General features: G+C 33.3%; 16 protein-coding genes. 9 read left to right on the top strand and 7 right to left on the bottom strand.

Features of this window, described 5'->3' with window-relative positions; genetic code table 11:
- Positions 1–11 precede the first annotated feature (11 nt).
- The 3 genes from BMX64_RS09105 to BMX64_RS09095 all read right to left on the bottom strand — a co-directional run bounded on the left by BMX64_RS09105 (position 12) and on the right by BMX64_RS09095 (position 3,307).
- A complete protein-coding gene (locus BMX64_RS09105; protein WP_091171144.1) occupies positions 12–1,532 on the bottom strand; it encodes a M56 family metallopeptidase in 1,521 nt (506 codons plus the stop codon).
- 43 nt (positions 1,533–1,575) lie between these two features.
- Positions 1,576–1,944, bottom strand: coding sequence for a BlaI/MecI/CopY family transcriptional regulator (locus BMX64_RS09100; RefSeq protein ID WP_091170621.1), 369 nt, complete (start codon positions 1,942–1,944; stop codon positions 1,576–1,578).
- Positions 1,945–2,089: 145 nt separating this feature from the next.
- Positions 2,090–3,307 carry an MDR family MFS transporter gene (locus BMX64_RS09095; RefSeq protein WP_091170618.1) on the bottom strand — a complete coding sequence of 406 codons (1,218 nt, stop codon included), beginning with the start codon at positions 3,305–3,307 and terminating at the stop codon, positions 2,090–2,092.
- 96 nt (positions 3,308–3,403) lie between these two features.
- On the opposite strand from BMX64_RS09095, the gene BMX64_RS09090 reads away from it, so the two are divergent.
- From BMX64_RS09090 to BMX64_RS09065, 6 genes are all read left to right on the top strand, one after another.
- Complete coding sequence (locus BMX64_RS09090; RefSeq protein ID WP_091170614.1) at positions 3,404–4,006, top strand: DUF1684 domain-containing protein; 603 nt, start codon at positions 3,404–3,406, stop codon at positions 4,004–4,006.
- A complete protein-coding gene (locus BMX64_RS09085) occupies positions 4,006–4,671 on the top strand; it encodes a TatD family hydrolase (RefSeq protein ID WP_091170608.1) in 666 nt (221 codons plus the stop codon). The genes BMX64_RS09090 and BMX64_RS09085 overlap by 1 nt, the downstream gene beginning before the upstream one ends.
- Before the next feature lie 17 nt (positions 4,672–4,688).
- On the top strand, positions 4,689–5,402 hold the full coding sequence (locus BMX64_RS09080; RefSeq protein WP_091170605.1) for a tRNA threonylcarbamoyladenosine dehydratase: 714 nt from the start codon (positions 4,689–4,691) through the stop codon (positions 5,400–5,402).
- A gap of 56 nt (positions 5,403–5,458) precedes the next feature.
- The gene (locus BMX64_RS09075) at positions 5,459–6,133 is read left to right on the top strand and encodes an HAD family hydrolase (protein ID WP_091170603.1); all 675 of its coding nucleotides are present in this window, start codon (positions 5,459–5,461) and stop codon (positions 6,131–6,133) included.
- Between the two features lie 51 nt (positions 6,134–6,184).
- Positions 6,185–7,030 carry a DUF2911 domain-containing protein gene (locus BMX64_RS09070; RefSeq protein WP_091170600.1) on the top strand — a complete coding sequence of 282 codons (846 nt, stop codon included), beginning with the start codon at positions 6,185–6,187 and terminating at the stop codon, positions 7,028–7,030.
- Positions 7,031–7,241: 211 nt separating this feature from the next.
- Positions 7,242–8,243 (top strand): LLM class flavin-dependent oxidoreductase, encoded by a 1,002-nt coding sequence (locus BMX64_RS09065; protein WP_091170596.1) that lies wholly within the window; start codon positions 7,242–7,244, stop codon positions 8,241–8,243.
- A 106-nt stretch (positions 8,244–8,349) separates the two neighbouring features.
- Here the strand turns inward: BMX64_RS09065 and fumC are convergent, their stop codons facing one another.
- Positions 8,350–9,747 carry a class II fumarate hydratase gene (fumC, locus tag BMX64_RS09060; RefSeq protein ID WP_091170592.1) on the bottom strand — a complete coding sequence of 466 codons (1,398 nt, stop codon included), beginning with the start codon at positions 9,745–9,747 and terminating at the stop codon, positions 8,350–8,352.
- A 250-nt stretch (positions 9,748–9,997) separates the two neighbouring features.
- Between fumC and BMX64_RS09055 the strand changes: the two genes are divergently transcribed.
- Positions 9,998–10,162, top strand: a complete 165-nt coding sequence (locus tag BMX64_RS09055) for a hypothetical protein (RefSeq protein ID WP_091170588.1) — start codon at positions 9,998–10,000, stop codon at positions 10,160–10,162.
- Between the two features lie 127 nt (positions 10,163–10,289).
- Here the strand turns inward: BMX64_RS09055 and BMX64_RS09050 are convergent, their stop codons facing one another.
- Together BMX64_RS09050 and arsC are read right to left on the bottom strand one after the other, a co-directional pair.
- Complete coding sequence (locus tag BMX64_RS09050) at positions 10,290–12,740, bottom strand: TonB-dependent receptor (protein ID WP_091170584.1); 2,451 nt, start codon at positions 12,738–12,740, stop codon at positions 10,290–10,292.
- Between the two features lie 96 nt (positions 12,741–12,836).
- Positions 12,837–13,181: an arsenate reductase (glutaredoxin) gene (arsC, locus tag BMX64_RS09045; protein WP_091170581.1), complete on the bottom strand. Its 345-nt coding sequence runs from the start codon at positions 13,179–13,181 to the stop codon at positions 12,837–12,839.
- Between the two features lie 107 nt (positions 13,182–13,288).
- Between arsC and BMX64_RS09040 the strand changes: the two genes are divergently transcribed.
- Positions 13,289–14,209 (top strand): CPBP family intramembrane glutamic endopeptidase, encoded by a 921-nt coding sequence (locus BMX64_RS09040; RefSeq protein WP_091170576.1) that lies wholly within the window; start codon positions 13,289–13,291, stop codon positions 14,207–14,209.
- 31 nt (positions 14,210–14,240) lie between these two features.
- A complete protein-coding gene (locus tag BMX64_RS09035; protein WP_091170573.1) occupies positions 14,241–15,290 on the top strand; it encodes an AMP-binding protein in 1,050 nt (349 codons plus the stop codon).
- Between the two features lie 102 nt (positions 15,291–15,392).
- Here BMX64_RS09035 and BMX64_RS09030 read toward each other — a convergent pair whose 3' ends face one another.
- Entirely contained in the window at positions 15,393–16,022 is a 630-nt protein-coding gene (locus BMX64_RS09030; protein WP_091170570.1) for a hypothetical protein, read from the bottom strand.

Genomic DNA, 16,022 nt, shown 5'->3' with positions numbered 1-16,022 from the left:
TATGAGAGTTATTATTTTTTCACGGTATTTCTATATCGCTCCATAGCATTTTCATATTCAGTCATTTGTTTTTCGAATATAGCTGCTCGTTTTGCCATTTCATCTTCAATTGCTTTTTCATGAGCACTGGAATCTGGCTCAAAAGCTTCCATTTTAGATTCAAATTCCTTCATCTCTTTTTTAAACTGCATCATCGCCTTTTTGTTGTCTGGATTAGCTGGATGAACTGGAGGAGTTGGCATTTTTGACATATCAATTTCAGGAAGCTCAGGTATTGGTCCGCTTGGGAACGCAGGAGGGACTGGAGGCTCTGTTGCATCGATATCTGAAACAAGATTTTCATTTTCTAGTGTGTTTTTTTGATCCACATTGCTAAAACCAATTTCGTCATTACCATTCTTACCTTTTTTTATTAAAAATTTTAAGGTATTGATTGGAGTATCCCTAGTTTGGCGATAATTACCATTTGTTCCTTTATTGTCGTTGAAAGTGCCTTCTATGCTCAAAATTTCTCCTTGAGTATTTCTCTTAATCTCTGAAAATTTTAAATCAATGTTATGCTCTTTTTTTATTCTTTCACAACTTTCATTAATGTAATTATCAGTAGATGATTTGCAAATTACAACTTGAGAGGTATCATTTCTCCCTGATTGTTTTTTGTTATTTTCTTGCGTGATTACATTTACTTGAAATGCCATCATGAATACGGCTAAAGCTGGAAGTACTATTGCATACTTCCAGGAATTCGATTTTTTTGATTGATTTTTGTTTAACATAACGATTCGTTTTTTGATTAATGATTGATAAAAATGATTGGTAATGGCAACACAATTTTCGTGTGTTGTTATTTTTAAAAGCGTGAACTGATAGGCTTTTTTGTCGGATATGTTTTTTGTGGCTTCGTTGTCGGCTATGAATTCCAGATTTTGTAAAATCGCCTTTTTGTACAACCAAATGAACGGATTGAACCAAAAAAGAATACAAAATAGTCTTGAAATCAATACATCAACGGTATGATTTTGATCGCTATGCACTTTTTCGTGTTCCAAAATATTTTCTAATTCGGAGCTGCTGTATAAAGACGAGTTGTAAACGATGGTATTAAAATAGGAAAATGGAGCAACGTTTTCAGTAGTATCAATAAATTTAAAATCAGCTTGATTTTGGATATTTTTTCCTTTCAAAAGGGTATTTAAACTATAAAAATCGAAAGCAAATTTTCCCAGAAATAAAACTATTCCAATTGCGTAAACAATTCCAGAGATTAAATACCAATTGATCTCAAAAGCGTCATTTTCGATACTAGTTGTCACAGGAATTTTTGACCAGTCAATGTTTTTAGAACTTGATTCTACTATAATTATTTTGGTATAAACGACTAACGGCAAAACAACAGAAGTGAATAAACCCAATAATAGAAACCAACGATTACTTGTGAAAAAGGTTTCTTTTCGCAACATAAAATAGTAAGCCAAATAAAACAGTGCGATTAATCCACTGGATTTGATGAGGTAAATGTATAGTACTTCCATAACGATTCTTGATTTTATTCTTGAGTTGTTTTTTAAAGAAAGATTATTTTTCCTCTTGTTTGCTTTCAATCATTGCCAAAATTTCACGCAATTCAGCTGCAGAAATTTTCTCCTCTTTGGCAAAATGGGAGACCATGTTTTTATAAGAACTGTTAAAGTAATTATCGATAGCTGTGTTCATGAAGCGTTTTCTATAATCTTCTAAACTCACGATAGGATAGTATTGGTGCGTGTTTCCAAAAGCATTGTGAGACACAAAACCTTTTTCTTCCAGATTTCGCACAATAGTAGAAAGCGTGTTATAATGGGGTTGCTCTTCTGTGATTTGTGTCATGACTTCTTTTACGAATGCTTTTTTTAGCTTCCATAAAATGTGCATGATTTCTTCTTCTTTGTTGGTCAGTTTTTGCATGATTTTTTTATTTGAATCAAATTTACAACTATATTTTTAGTTATGCAACTAAAAATATAGTTAATTAACTAAAAAAACAGGTTTTGTACTAAAATCAAATTTATTTTAGTACAAAAGCATCAAAATCAAATAAGTAATAAGGGAACTATTTGTTTTCCAGTTTAATTAATTTTTGTAGCCAAATGCAGCCGGCTACCGAAAGAATTCCTAAACTTCCCATTACAAACCAATTGGTTTGATAGCCAAATGCAGCAATAATTTCCAGTCCGGTTTTGGAACTTGCAATGTGCGCTAAGCTGAAACTCATTGTAAACAAAGCCATATAGCGACCTTCATGGCCTTTTGGCGCTCTACTTAAAGCAAAAGAATTAGAGAAAGGGAAGATGAACATTTCTCCAAAAGTGATAAAAAGGATACTGACAACTAATATTCCCGCCCAAATATTAATCATTAAAACGTAGAAACTAAGGGACATTAGCAGCGAACCCCAAAGAATAATTTTGAGTTTATCAATGTTTTTTCTTTGGCTGATGCTTACAATTGGCATTTCCAAAAAGAAAATCAACAGTCCGTTTAATGATAATAAAAGTCCGCTTTGAAATTCGGTCAGCCCAAATTTTTCATTGTGATACAAGGGCAAAGTGGTGAAAAGTTGAAAGAAAAGCATGGCCGTTATAAAACAGATAAAGAGAAAAATCCAAAATATTTTGTCTTTAAAAACGGAAGCATGTATTTCGGTTTCGCTATTTGCGGAGTCTAAATCGGCTGGTTTTTTGCGCTCTTTTACTAATAACGTGAAAATTAATATCGAAATAATACAAGAACTTCCATCAACCCAAAATAATCCGCTATAGCCTAAATTCATAATTATTAAACCTCCTAAAGCCGGTCCTGCAGTAAAACCTAAATTTACGGCTAGTCGAACTAAAGTAAGTGCTCTTGTACGATTTTCAGGTTTGGCGTAGGTCGCCAAAGATACAAACATGGCGGGACGAAACATATCAGCTACAGTCATAATGACAAACATTCCAATACACAATCCCCAAAATGTTCGGATGTATTGTACAAAAAATAACAGGATTCCGCTGGTGAACAAACTGAAAACCATGATTCTGTAAAAACCTATTTTATCAGATAATTTACCTCCAAGCCACGATCCCAACATAGAACCAAAACCAAAAGCAACCATAATCCATCCTACTTGTGCGTAGGAAAAACTCAAATCTTCTTTCAGATATTTGGATAAAAATGGCAAAACCATTGTACCAGCACGATTGATAAAAGTGATGAGTGTAAGAATCCAAATTTCTCTGGTAAAGCCCTTGAAATTATTTATGTAACGTTGAAAAGCAGTTTTGAGCATGTCTAAAGTTATAATTTTACAAAGGTAGAAAACTTTGTTCCGATGCGTCTTTGTGTCCTAGTAACTTTTAAACTATTTTTGCATAAAAATAAGAACATGAGAATGCTATTTACTTTGTTTCTTTTAATACACTTTAATTTTGGCTTTAGCCAAGAACAATTTGATGTTTCGGCTGTAGCCAAATTCCAAAAGGAATTAAATACAGAATATGCGGATGCAAAGACAAGTCCTTTGACTGCAGAAGATTTAGCGGTTTTCAAAACACTTGATTTTTACCCTGCAAGCGAAACTTTTTTTGTGGTCGCAAAGCTTATTAGGACTCAAAAAGAGAAGCCATTTGAAATGGAAACATCAACGGACAGAAAACCATTGTATGTCAAATATGGCGAACTTTCTTTTACAATTAATGGTCGGGATTTTAAACTGAATGCATATAAAAATATTGAGCTTTCGAAAAAAGAGGAATATAAAGACTATTTATTTCTGCCGTTTTCAGATTTGACTTCAGGTACCGAAAGTTACATTGGCGGGAAATATATCGATTTAAGAATCCCAAAAGGAGATACGATTGTGATTGATTTCAATACATCATACAATCCGTATTGCGCATACAACCATAAATATTCCTGTCCAAAAGTTCCACTGGAAAATGATTTGGATATCGAAATAAAAGCAGGAGTTAAAAAATTTCACGACTAATGGAATTTTTTAATTTGCATACGCATAAATGGACTAATCAACCGAATGTGTTGGAATTAGTGAATCAATATCCACAGGAATTTGACGCAACAATTCCTTATTATTCCATAGGGATTCATCCTTGGTTTATCGTTGAAGAACGAATAGAAGCTGACTTGGCGATAATCGAAAGTAAATTGCACGAGGCAAATTGTCTCGCTGTTGGCGAATGCGGATTGGACAAACGCATCGAAGTTCCAATGGAATTGCAACAAATGGTTTTCGAAAAGCAATTGCTTTTGGCACAAAAATATAGAAAACCGGTAGTAATACATTGTGTCGTGGCTTTTCAGGAATTGATTACAATTAAGAAAAAATTGAATATTTCAGTTCCAATGCTGATTCATGGATTTTCAAAAAACATACAAGTTGCTAAACAATTAGTGGACAATGGATTTTATATTTCGTTTGGAAAATATTTATTGTTAAATAAAGAACTAGAAGCTGTTTTTAAAAGCGTTCCTGATAATCGAATTTTTCTGGAAACGGATACGGTTGAGGAAGGAATTGAGGCAGTTTATGAATTGGCAGCAAAATACAAAGGAATTTCAGTCACAGAAATACAGGAAAAAGTGAATACAAATTTTAATGAAGTTTTTGATTTCAAAATTTTTCAAAAACATTAAACTTTAAACAAAAAACAATGGCAGAGTGGACAGAAAGAGCCGAACTTTTATTCAAAAAAGAAGGTTTAGATAATTTAAAAAATGCAAATGTACTGGTCGTAGGATTGGGTGGCGTTGGTTCTTTTGCGGCTGAATTTTTGGCAAGAGCAGGAGTGGGAACGATGACTATTGTTGATGGTGACGTAGTTGATATTACCAATATAAACCGACAATTGCCTGCTTTACATTCGACTGTGGGACAACCTAAGGTGACTGTTGTTGGGGATCGATTAATGGACATCAATCCAGAATTGAAATTGACTCGTGTGCAGGAGTTTCTTTCGCCTGAGCGTGCTTTCGAAATTGTTTCAGAAGAATATGATTATGTTTTGGATTGTATAGACAGTGTGACTCCAAAGCTAAATTTGATCATTGGTGCCAAACGAAAAAGAGTAAAAATCATCAGCAGTATGGGCGCTGGCGGGAAAATGGAAGCTTCTAAAGTGAAAGTAACAGATATTACGAATACCGTGAATTGTTATTTTGCTAAAACCATTCGAAGACGATTGAAAGAATTTAAAATTGACAAACTAAAAGTAGTTTTTTCTTCTGAAATTCAAGACGAATCGAGTTTGAAAATGACCGATGGATCCAATTTTAAAAAATCATTTTACGGAACAAACAGTTACATGCCGGGATTATTTGGTTTGTATGCTGCAGAAACCGTGATTCGCTATTTACTTAAGAAATAGTGTTCAGTTTTTTAGTTTCAGTTTCAAAGATAAAAATTCATAATTTATAATTTCAAATGATACAAACCGTAATTTTTGACATGGATGGTGTAATTGTCGATACTGAACCCGTACACCGTTATGCTTATTTCAAACAATTTGATGAGTTGAATATTCCTGTTACAGAGGAAATGTATACTTCATTCACCGGTTTTTCTACTCGAAATACCTTTCAGAAATTGAAAGAGTTTTTTGTGATTGAACACGAAGTGGAAGATTTGATTCAAAGAAAACGAACTATTTTTAATGATGCTTTTGATAGTAAAGCTGATTTAGAATTACTGGAAGGTGTTGAAAATCTTATCAAAGAATTGCATCAAAACGGAATGCAGTTGATTTTGGCTTCTTCGGCATCAAAAGTTACTATTGAACGTGTTTTTAGCAGGTTTAAATTGCATGAGTATTTTACGCATGTGGTAAGCGGTGAAGATTTTCCTAAATCGAAACCACATCCTGCTATTTTTGAACATGCGGCAAGTTTATCGGTTGCGCCAAAAGAAAGCTGTATTGTTATTGAAGACAGTACGAATGGGATAAAAGCGGCGAAAGCTGCCGGAATTTTGTGCGTGGGTTACAATAGTATTCACTCTGAGGCACAAGATTTATCAGAAGCAGATTTTGTGATTAATCATTTTAACGAATTAGGTTTTGATGCTGTTAAGAATATTGATTCTAAATTAAGGAATAATTAACATTTGAAAGCCACTGAATTTGTAAATTTGGAAATCATAAAAAATTATAACATGAAAAAAATAATCATTGTATTTGCCATTATTATAGCAAATTTCACCATTGAGGCACAAGTGAAAACACCTCAGTCAAGTCCAAAATCTACAATCATGCAAGCAGTAGGTTTGACAGATGTAGAAATTAATTATTCAAGACCAAGTGCAAGAGGAAGAGCTGTTTTTGGAAATTTGATACCTTTTGGAAAAGTATGGAGAACTGGAGCTAATGAAAATACAACTGTATCTTTTAGCGACGATGTTGTTATTGATGGTAAAACCTTGAAAAAAGGAAAATATTCGTTGTATACGATTCCAAAAATAGAAAGCTGGGAAATAATTTTTTATAAAACTACTGATAACTGGGGTAATCCAGAAGAATGGAAAGAAGAAAATGTAGCCCTTAGAGCTACTGTTAAACCAGAAACTTTAAATAGAAGTGTGGAAACATTTACTATTGGAATTAGTGGATTAGACAACAATTTTGCCTTTTTAGAAATATACTGGGAGAACTCCTATGCAGCAGTAAAATTTGAAGTGCCTACACAACAAAAAGCAACTGCGAATATTGAGAAAGCATTAGCAGGACCTACTGGAGCAGATTATTTTTCTGCTGCTCAATTTTTGTTTCAATCGAATGGTGATAATGCAAAAGCGTTAGTTTATGTAAACAAAGCGTTGGATATGTCTAAAGACAAACCGTTTTGGTATAACAGATTGAAATCGTTAATTCAGGCTAAACTTGGTGATAAAAAAGGAGCAATCGAAACTGCAAAATTATCTCTTGCAGCAGCTGAAATTGCGAAAAACCAAGACTACGTAAAAATGAATAAAGACAGTATTGCAGAATGGAGTAAGAACTAATTAGCCACACTGTTTTACAAAAAAATCCCGTCTCCATTATAGTTATAGAGACGGGATTTTTTATGCTTTATCCTGATATTTGGGAAACCTTTTTTTTATCAAATTTATATTCCAATTTTTGGATGGTATTAAATATTATAAATGAATTAACACCTAATAATTTAAGGAGCTCTTGTAATTGTCTAATTTTGTTTAAAATTTGAAATTTATAATGACTAAAAATATTCCAATTTCTATATTAGAATTAGCGATAATTACTCAAGATAGCAATGCAAACGAAACATTTCAAAAGACAACTGCACTTGCTAAACTAGCCGATAGTTTAGGTTACAAAAGATTTTGGCTAGCCGAACATCATAATATGGCTCATGTAGCCAGTACGGCAACGGTTGTTTTGATTGGTTATATTGCTAGTCAAACGCAAAATATTCGTGTAGGTTCTGGTGGTATCATGTTGCCCAATCATGCGCCGCTAATTATTGCAGAGCAATTTGGTACTCTTGAAATACTGTATCCCAACCGGATCGATTTAGGATTAGGAAGAGCGCCGGGAACGGATGGATTAACTGCACAAGCGATTCGGAAAGATTTCTTCGAGCAATCGCAGCGATTTCCTCAAAATGTTGCCGCACTACAGGAATTTTTCTCGGAGGATAATGCTACTGCAAAAGTGCGAGCTTTTCCTGCCGAAGGAACGAATGTTCCCATTTGGATCTTAGGTTCCAGTATGGATAGTGCAGCTTTAGCTGCTGCCAATGGATTGCCGTATGCCTTTGCGGGACATTTTGCACCAAAACAGATGCATCAGGCATTTCAGTTTTACCGAGATAATTTTGAGCCTTCGGAATATTTAGACCAACCCAAAACGATGGCTTGTGTAAATGCAATAGCTGCTGATACCGATGAAGAAGCCGAAAAATTGTCGACTAGTTTGACTCAAATGTTTCTGAATCTGATTCGGAATGATAGAAAACCATTACAGCCGCCAGTTGATTCATTAGATGGAATTATGAGCGAAGAAGAGCATTTTCATGTCAATCAAATGACTGCTTGTTCATTTGTAGGAAGCAAAAAGAAATTGAAAACAGAATTGAAGCAATTTATCGAATATACACAAATTGATGAATTGATGATTACCAGTCCAATTTTTGATCATGACGATAAATTGAAAAGCATTCGAATCATGAAGGAAGTGATAGATACAATAGAGTAGTATTTCGTAACTTTTAAAAATAAAATAATCCTGCAATGTTTAACGTTGCAGGATTATTAATTTATAACTTAATATTAATAATTAAAAATTCATCATTGATATTTAATTATTTTAAGCTTCCTACCATATCTTCTGGTTTAACCCAAGCATCAAAATCTTCTGGAGTCACGTATCCTAAACGTACTGCTTCTTCTTTCAATGTTGTTCCGTTTTTATGTGCTGTTTGAGCAATTTCAGCTGATTTGTAATAGCCAATTTTAGTATTCAAAGCCGTAACTAACATTAATGAATTGTCAACCAATTCTTTGATTCGTTTGTAGTTAGGTGCAATACCTTGTGCGCAATGTTCGTCAAAAGACATACAAGCGTCACCAAGTAATCTCGCTGATTGCAAGAAATTTGCTGCCATTAGCGGTTTGAAAACATTCAATTCATAATGTCCTTGCATTCCTCCAACAGAGATTGCAACATCATTCCCCATAACTTGTGCGCAAACCATTGTCAATGCTTCACATTGCGTTGGATTTACTTTTCCAGGCATGATAGAAGATCCAGGCTCATTTTCTGGAATAAGGATTTCTCCAATTCCTGAACGTGGTCCAGAAGCTAACATACGTACATCATTGGCAATTTTATTCAATGAAACTGCCAGCTGTTTTAACGCACCGTGCGTTTCTACGATGGCATCGTGTGCTGCTAGTGCTTCAAATTTGTTTTCGGCAGTTACAAATGGATGTCCAGTAAATTCAGCAATATATTCTGCTACTTTTACATCATATCCTTCTGGAGTATTTAATCCAGTTCCTACTGCAGTTCCTCCTAAAGCCACTTCTGATAAGTGTGCCAACGTATTTTTGACGGCTTTCAAACCGTAGTTTAATTGTGCTACATAGCCTGAAATTTCCTGTCCTAATGTAAGTGGAGTAGCATCCATTAAATGTGTACGACCTATTTTTACCACATTGTTGAATTCAATTGCTTTTGCATGAAGTGTATCTCTTAATTTTTCAACTCCGGGAATAGTAACTTCTACAACTGCTTTGTAGGCCGCAATGTGCATTCCTGTTGGGAACGTGTCATTTGAAGATTGTGATTTATTTACATCGTCATTGGCTTTAATGAATTGTTCGCCTTCGCCAATGTTGAAACCTTTTAATACTTGCGCACGATTGGCAACTACTTCATTTACGTTCATGTTACTTTGCGTCCCTGAACCAGTCTGCCAAATCACCAATGGGAATTCGTTATCTAATTTTCCAGCTAGAATTTCATCACAAACGGCAGCAATGGCATCGCGTTTTTCTGCAGGTAAAACTCCTAAATCACAATTGGCATATGCCGCTGCTTTTTTAAGATATGCAAATCCTTCAATAATTTCCTTTGGCATAGAAGCCGATGAACCTATTTTGAAGTTGTTTCTTGAACGTTCTGTTTGTGCGCCCCAGTATTTGTCAGCTGGAACCTGCACTTCACCCATGGTGTCTTTTTCTATTCTGAATTTCATTTTGTTGTTATTTATAAGTAATTATGTAGTTTAATGGGTTTTTAGCCCCGATGGTAACGGAAATCCTTTTCTTTTTGCTTTCAAAAAGAAAAGATTCGAGTGAACAGCGGGAAACAGCTCCAAATTCTGAGCTCAAAAATACGGATAATTCCTTTTTTATAAAAATTGATTGATAGTTTTTATGGTTTTTTATTGGTAAGAAAAGGAATTAAACATACATTTGTGGCTACATTCAAAAATTCCGGAAAACATGTTTGAATTTTCACAGTATTTAGGCTTTTTACTTTTCTTAACCATTCTTACTATAGGATTTTGGTTAATGTTTTTTCTTGTAGGTTTCGTTCAATATTGGATTGGCGGTGCTCTATGGGAAATGTATAAAGAAAGAAAAGCAAAGAAAGAACAATCAGTTTAATCTGTTTGTTAAATAAAAAAAGGACTCATTTTCATGGGCCCTTTTTTTTATGTCTAATAGTTTTCAAATGTACTGCAAACAGTTTCTGAAAATAAAAAAGGACCCATTTTCATGAGTCCATTTTTTGTTATCCTTGAAAGTCACCTTCGTTATCACCTTGATTTCGCTTAGGTTGTTCTCTTTCGTTTTTAGGTTTGTTGAAACGATATGTGAATGATAAATTAAACTGTCTTTCTCTCCATTGCATTTCACTGTAAGAACTTACGACACCTGGAAGATACGTTTCCATGTTTCTTTTTCTTGAATTGAAAACATCGCTGATGTTGAATGAAAGTGTTCCTTTGTCTTTTAAAATGTCTTTACTGAACGCTAAGTTGGCACCAAAAACCCCTAAACTTCTACCTTGAGCACTGTTTTGTGGGCCATTATAGGTTGCGTTAGTTTGCCAGTCAATTTTGTACGGTAATGTAATTTTAGAGGTTATTCTGGTAAACCAAGAAGTCGCCGTATTGTCAAAATTTTGTGTTATTTCGTTATTATTAAAATCAGTATAAACATAGTTTCCTTGTGTTTCGTTTCTGAAGAAATTGAAATTTCCGTTCAATTTCCACCATTTGAATGGAGAATAATTTAACGTGAATTCAAATCCTGCTCTGTATTCAGTAGCCAAGTTGATTGGAGAACTAATAATTATAGGAGTTCCGTTAGCAAAATCACCTGATTCTCTTCTAGCAAATTGAAAAACATCCGTTGTTTTATTTACGTATAACGAAGTATTAAAGGTTAATTTCTCCCATCTTTTGATGTAACCAAAATCAATTGCATCAGAAAATGCTGGATCTAAATCTGGATTTCCAACAAAAATATTGATGTTACTGGACAAGTTGCTGAACGGATTTAACATTCTTCCTCGTGGTCTTTGGATCCTACGGCTGTAACTTACAGATGCGCTACTTTCGTCTGAGATTTCATAAGTGAAAAACGCACTTGGGAAAAAGTTGTTGTATTTTTTATTATTGAAATCATTTGTAGCTAATTGGTTGATGTCAATGTTTGAGTCTTCAAAACGCAATCCAAATAACGCTGAGAATTTATTGATTTTTACACCATATTGGGTATAAATTGCATTTACTTTCTCTTTGTATTCTAATGTGTTGGTAAAATTTTTATTGATTACTCCATCATTTTCTACTTGGTAATCGGTAGTCAATTCTGAGAAATCACCACGATATCCTGCTTCAAACTGGCTTGATTTCCCAAAAGGCAAAACATAATCCATTTGAAGTAAATTTCTGCTTTGAGTTTGATTGTTGATGGTGTTATCAAATTTTACCACATTTGTATTTGTGGCTTTGTCCGTAATTAAAGCCTCATTGATGTCATCATTAGTAGAGAACGAACCGTCAATTGTTAATTTATGACCGTCTTTTTTAAATTTCTTTGTGAAGTTTGTTGCAAATTCTACGTTTTCACTGTCGCTGTTTTCGGCATTGATACGATTACGGGAATAATCATAATTAAAGCCTGAATCATAATAATTTTGAAAAACATTATCAATATTATCTCCATTACTTTTTCGGTAGTTGAAGGTATTAGACCATGAAAGAGTTTCGCTTAGATACCATTCCATTCCAAAGTTTCCATTATATCCTTTATTGTCTCTTTCGTTCTCTCTGGTTTCATTTACATAATTTTTGGTCGTATTATCAGCATTTAAATATCTTGAATCTGTAAATGCATTTCCAGGATTACTACGATCATTATATCCTTGAGTAGTAAAAAGATTGAAGTTTTTTGACTTGTAATTTAGGGTACCACTTAAACCATAATTTTCAGGATAGCCAGTAGACGCTATAAAAGTTCCGTTTAAACCTTGATTTTTACCTTTTTTCAAGATAATATTTAATAAACCACCACCACCTTCAGCATCATATCGTGCAGATGGATTGGTAATAACTTCTACCTTTTCAATTGCGTCGGCTGGAATTAATCGTAACGCTTCAGCAATATTAATGGCATTCGATGGTTTTCCGTCAATAAGTACTCTTACGTTTTCATTTCCGCGAAGGCTTACGTTTCCTTCAACATCAACGGAAACAGACGGGATATTATCCAAAACATCGCTTACAGTTCCTCCTTTTACCATAAGGTCGCTACCAACATTATATACTTTTTTGTCTAATTTAATTTCAACTGTCGTTTTTTCAGAGCGAATAATAACCTCATTCAATTGATTGGCATCTTCTTCTAAACTAATTAAGCCTAAACTAGTGCTTTCCTGCAGGTTTTTTTGTTTTATTTCATTCACTTTAAAAGATATAAACTCAATTTTAATATCGTAAATACCTGGCTTAATATCAATACTAAATTCTCCTTTTGGGTTTGTAATTCCTCCGGCTACTGGTTTTGGATTGTTTGGAATCAAAAAAGTAATTGTTGCATATTCAAGCGGCTGTTTGCTAATTTTTTCAATTACTTTACCAGTAATTTTAATTTTTTGGCTTGGAGCTTCTTGAGCAAAACTGAATAGGGCATTAAAAAAGATAACAAGAATTAAAACAGATTTTATTTTTTTCATTTTAAAAAAACTTTGGTTACAACTTTTAGATTGCAAAAGTAGGATTTGGTTTAATACTACAAATCACAAATTAATGTTAATTAAAAAAGTAAGTTTTTATAAAATAAAAGCGGCTACTTTTTCTAAATCTCGTCCTATAATTGCTTTGTTATCTGTGATAACTATAGGTCTTTCAATCAGAATGGGATTAGATATCATTGCCTGGATAATTTGATCATCGTTCATTTTCTGATCTTTAAAATTTTCTATCCAAATTTTTTCTTTCTGGCGAACTAATTCAATAGGTTTCATTTTTAGTTTTTGAATGATATTGGATAATTCTTCAAAAGAGGGAGGGTTTGACAAATAATTGATTACTTCAAACTCTTTTTCTGCATTTTCTAAAAGTGCTAAACAATTTCTAGATTTTCCGCAGCGGGAATTATGGTATATTTGTATCATATTTTTTTGTATTTTGATTAATGCAAATTGTGATGAAAGGATTATTTTGAGTGTAACAAAAATAACATTTGTTAAACTAATCAGGTATAAAATTAAACTAAAAATACATGTTTATAGAACAAGGTTTAAAATCAGAGAATAAGTTTTGGAAGTATATTTTAGGTTCTGTAATAATCATTTTCGCTTCATTGTTGGGACAGATTCCGCTTCTTGTTACGTTACTTTATGAAACATTTGTTAACGGAAAACCCTATCCTTCATCTAATGAGGCAATAATGCGTTTTTTTGAACCAAACTTTACTTTGTTTTTGATCATGATTTCGTTTGTTTTTATTATGCTTGGCATCATTTTGGTAGTGCGTTATTTGCACCATCAAACGATACTTTCCGTAACAACTTCCCGGGATAAAGTTGATTGGAACCGAATTGTATTTTCATTTTTGATTTGGGCCGCATTTACAATTGTATCCACATTGTTATTTTATTATTATAACCCAAGTGATTTTGTAATCAATTTTAAACCTGTTCCATTTGCTATTTTGGCTTTAATCGGGATAGTACTTATTCCTATTCAAACCAGTTCCGAAGAATATATTTTCAGGGGCTATTTGATGCAGGGATTTGCTAATCTTGCTAAAAACAAATGGTTTCCGCTACTAATGACTTCTCTTATTTTTGGTGGAATGCATTGGTATAATCCTGAAGTTGCTAAAATTGGTCCTATAATTTTGGTTTATTACATCGGAACCGGATTGTTTCTAGGAATCATTACACTTATGGATGAGGGAATGGAACTTGCTTTGGGATTTCATGCCGCTAATAATTTGATTGGAGCTTTGCTTGTAACTTCAGATTGGTCCGCTTTTCAGACTCATTCTATTTTTAAGGATATTTCAGATCCCTCAGCAGGATTAGATGTTATTCTTCCAGTTGTTATAATTTACCCAATACTTTTATTTATCTTTAGTAAAAAATACAACTGGACCAACTGGAAAGAAAAATTAACTGGAAAAATCCAAGTAAGATAACCTTTTCAATAATTTTAAAATTAACTAAATCATGACTGATACCGTAACATACCAGAATATACATAATCGTTTTAAAATTAATGGGTTTCATTTGAATCGAAATGATTTATATGAAGTGGCTTATAGCTTTATCAAAGAAGGTGAAGAGTTTGAAAAAGCTGTGGGTGATTTTATACTCGATTGGTTTGACAACAAATCATATTTGGAATTGAATACATCAGGTACAACAGGAACTCCAAAATTGATCCGAATAGATAAACAAGCAATGGTCAATTCAGCAATTGCCACGGGTGATTTTTTTGATTTGAATCCGGGAGACAAAGCATTACATTGTTTGCCAACAAAATATATAGCTGGAAAAATGATGTTTGTGAGAAGCTTTATTCTAGGTCTTGATATTGATTTTGTGGCACCAAGTTCAAATCCTATAGTAGAGGATACCACTAAATATGATTTTGTAGCTATGGTACCTTTACAAGCTCAAAATTCTTTAACTGCATTAAAAAATGTTAAAAAGTTAATTATCGGAGGAGCTAAAATGAGTACTGTACTTGAAAATGAGCTTTCTAAATTGAAAACGAAGGTCTATGAAACCTACGGGATGACGGAAACAATTACTCATATCGCTGCAAAAGAAATAGGGGAGACGGCTTTCTCAGTTTTGCCTAATATTAAAATAGATAAAGACCAAAGAAATTGTCTGGTGATTGATGCACCAGCAATTTCAGATGAAGTTATTGTCACCAATGATTTAGTAGAACTTGTAGGTGAAAACCAATTTGTATTTTTAGGACGAATGGATAACGTGATAAATAGTGGTGGAATCAAATTAATTCCAGAGAAAATAGAGGCTAAATTATCCCATAAAATTCATTCAAGATTTTTTGTAACCGGAGTAGAAGACTCTGATCTTGGCGAAAAATTAGTATTGATAATAGAAGGTAAAAATCAATCATTAGATGAGAACATTTTTGAGGATTTAGACAAATATGAAAAACCAAAAGAAATTTTTTATGTAGAAAAATTTACTGAAACCGAAAACGGAAAGATAAAACGGAAAGAAATTCTGGAAAGTATTTAAAGTATTTATCTTTAAAAGCATCTCATAACGAATAGGCTGCCCCCAAAAAGTTAGACACTATTTGGGGGTTTTTTAATTTATGCTAACTTTTTTGTAATACAATTAGTTTATGAAGCGATATTTTATTTTCAAACCAAGACTATTTTCTGCGTGCCATTGTGCTAAAAATTGAGTGAAATCCAAGGATACTCCAAATACCTTTTTTTTGCTGCCAACGATGAAATTTTTACCCAGATAAAAACCCGAACATATTCCAAATTGCTGGTTTTTTGAATATTCGGATACAAAGCCAAGTCCTATTTGACCGTCTTCATCCGAAAGCGCATAGCCAACACCTGATTCTGCACCCCAGTACCAATTAGAGTTTAAATTAAATTGTATGTTAGGTTTTATACAAAATAAACTAAAGTTACTATGCAATGCTCTTTCCTCCAATGTGCTTTCAGGGGTTAATATTCTAGTATTTTTTTTGATAAATCGATAATCATAATCGATTTTAATGCCCAGCTCGCTTTTTTTTGAAATATTTTTCCATGCTCTAACATTAAATCCAATTGCAAGACGGTGGGAACGATACATCTGAATGTGGACAGGCAATGAAAGATTGATGCCCGATTCTAGATAAATGGATTTATTTTTATTTTTAGGAATATCATTATCTAATTTAGTTTGTGCGTTTAAAGGATTTACTAGTAATAATAGACTAAATAGTACAATCAAAATCTTTTTCAT

Origin of the sequence: Flavobacterium sinopsychrotolerans (assembly GCF_900110375.1) — a bacterium.
GTDB lineage: Bacteria > Bacteroidota > Bacteroidia > Flavobacteriales > Flavobacteriaceae > Flavobacterium > Flavobacterium sinopsychrotolerans.
The sequence above is the reverse complement of the archived record's forward strand: the minus strand, read 5'-3'. Positions and strand labels throughout refer to the sequence as shown.

Bases quoted from the DNA above. Each gene is read 5' to 3' on its own strand.
- BMX64_RS09105 (WP_091171144.1), bottom strand. From the start codon at position 1,532: ATGGAAGTACTATACATTTACCTCATCAAATCCAGTGGATTAATCGCA.
- BMX64_RS09100 (WP_091170621.1), bottom strand. From the start codon at position 1,944: ATGCAAAAACTGACCAACAAAGAAGAAGAAATCATGCACATTTTATGG.
- BMX64_RS09095 (WP_091170618.1), bottom strand. From the start codon at position 3,307: ATGCTCAAAACTGCTTTTCAACGTTACATAAATAATTTCAAGGGCTTT.
- BMX64_RS09090 (WP_091170614.1), top strand. From the start codon at position 3,404: ATGAGAATGCTATTTACTTTGTTTCTTTTAATACACTTTAATTTTGGC.
- BMX64_RS09085 (WP_091170608.1), top strand. From the start codon at position 4,006: ATGGAATTTTTTAATTTGCATACGCATAAATGGACTAATCAACCGAAT.
- BMX64_RS09080 (WP_091170605.1), top strand. From the start codon at position 4,689: ATGGCAGAGTGGACAGAAAGAGCCGAACTTTTATTCAAAAAAGAAGGT.
- BMX64_RS09075 (WP_091170603.1), top strand. From the start codon at position 5,459: ATGATACAAACCGTAATTTTTGACATGGATGGTGTAATTGTCGATACT.
- BMX64_RS09070 (WP_091170600.1), top strand. From the start codon at position 6,185: ATGAAAAAAATAATCATTGTATTTGCCATTATTATAGCAAATTTCACC.
- BMX64_RS09065 (WP_091170596.1), top strand. From the start codon at position 7,242: ATGACTAAAAATATTCCAATTTCTATATTAGAATTAGCGATAATTACT.
- fumC (WP_091170592.1), bottom strand. From the start codon at position 9,747: ATGAAATTCAGAATAGAAAAAGACACCATGGGTGAAGTGCAGGTTCCA.
- BMX64_RS09055 (WP_091170588.1), top strand. From the start codon at position 9,998: ATGTTTGAATTTTCACAGTATTTAGGCTTTTTACTTTTCTTAACCATT.
- BMX64_RS09050 (WP_091170584.1), bottom strand. From the start codon at position 12,740: ATGAAAAAAATAAAATCTGTTTTAATTCTTGTTATCTTTTTTAATGCC.
- arsC (WP_091170581.1), bottom strand. From the start codon at position 13,181: ATGATACAAATATACCATAATTCCCGCTGCGGAAAATCTAGAAATTGT.
- BMX64_RS09040 (WP_091170576.1), top strand. From the start codon at position 13,289: ATGTTTATAGAACAAGGTTTAAAATCAGAGAATAAGTTTTGGAAGTAT.
- BMX64_RS09035 (WP_091170573.1), top strand. From the start codon at position 14,241: ATGACTGATACCGTAACATACCAGAATATACATAATCGTTTTAAAATT.
- BMX64_RS09030 (WP_091170570.1), bottom strand. From the start codon at position 16,022: ATGAAAAAGATTTTGATTGTACTATTTAGTCTATTATTACTAGTAAAT.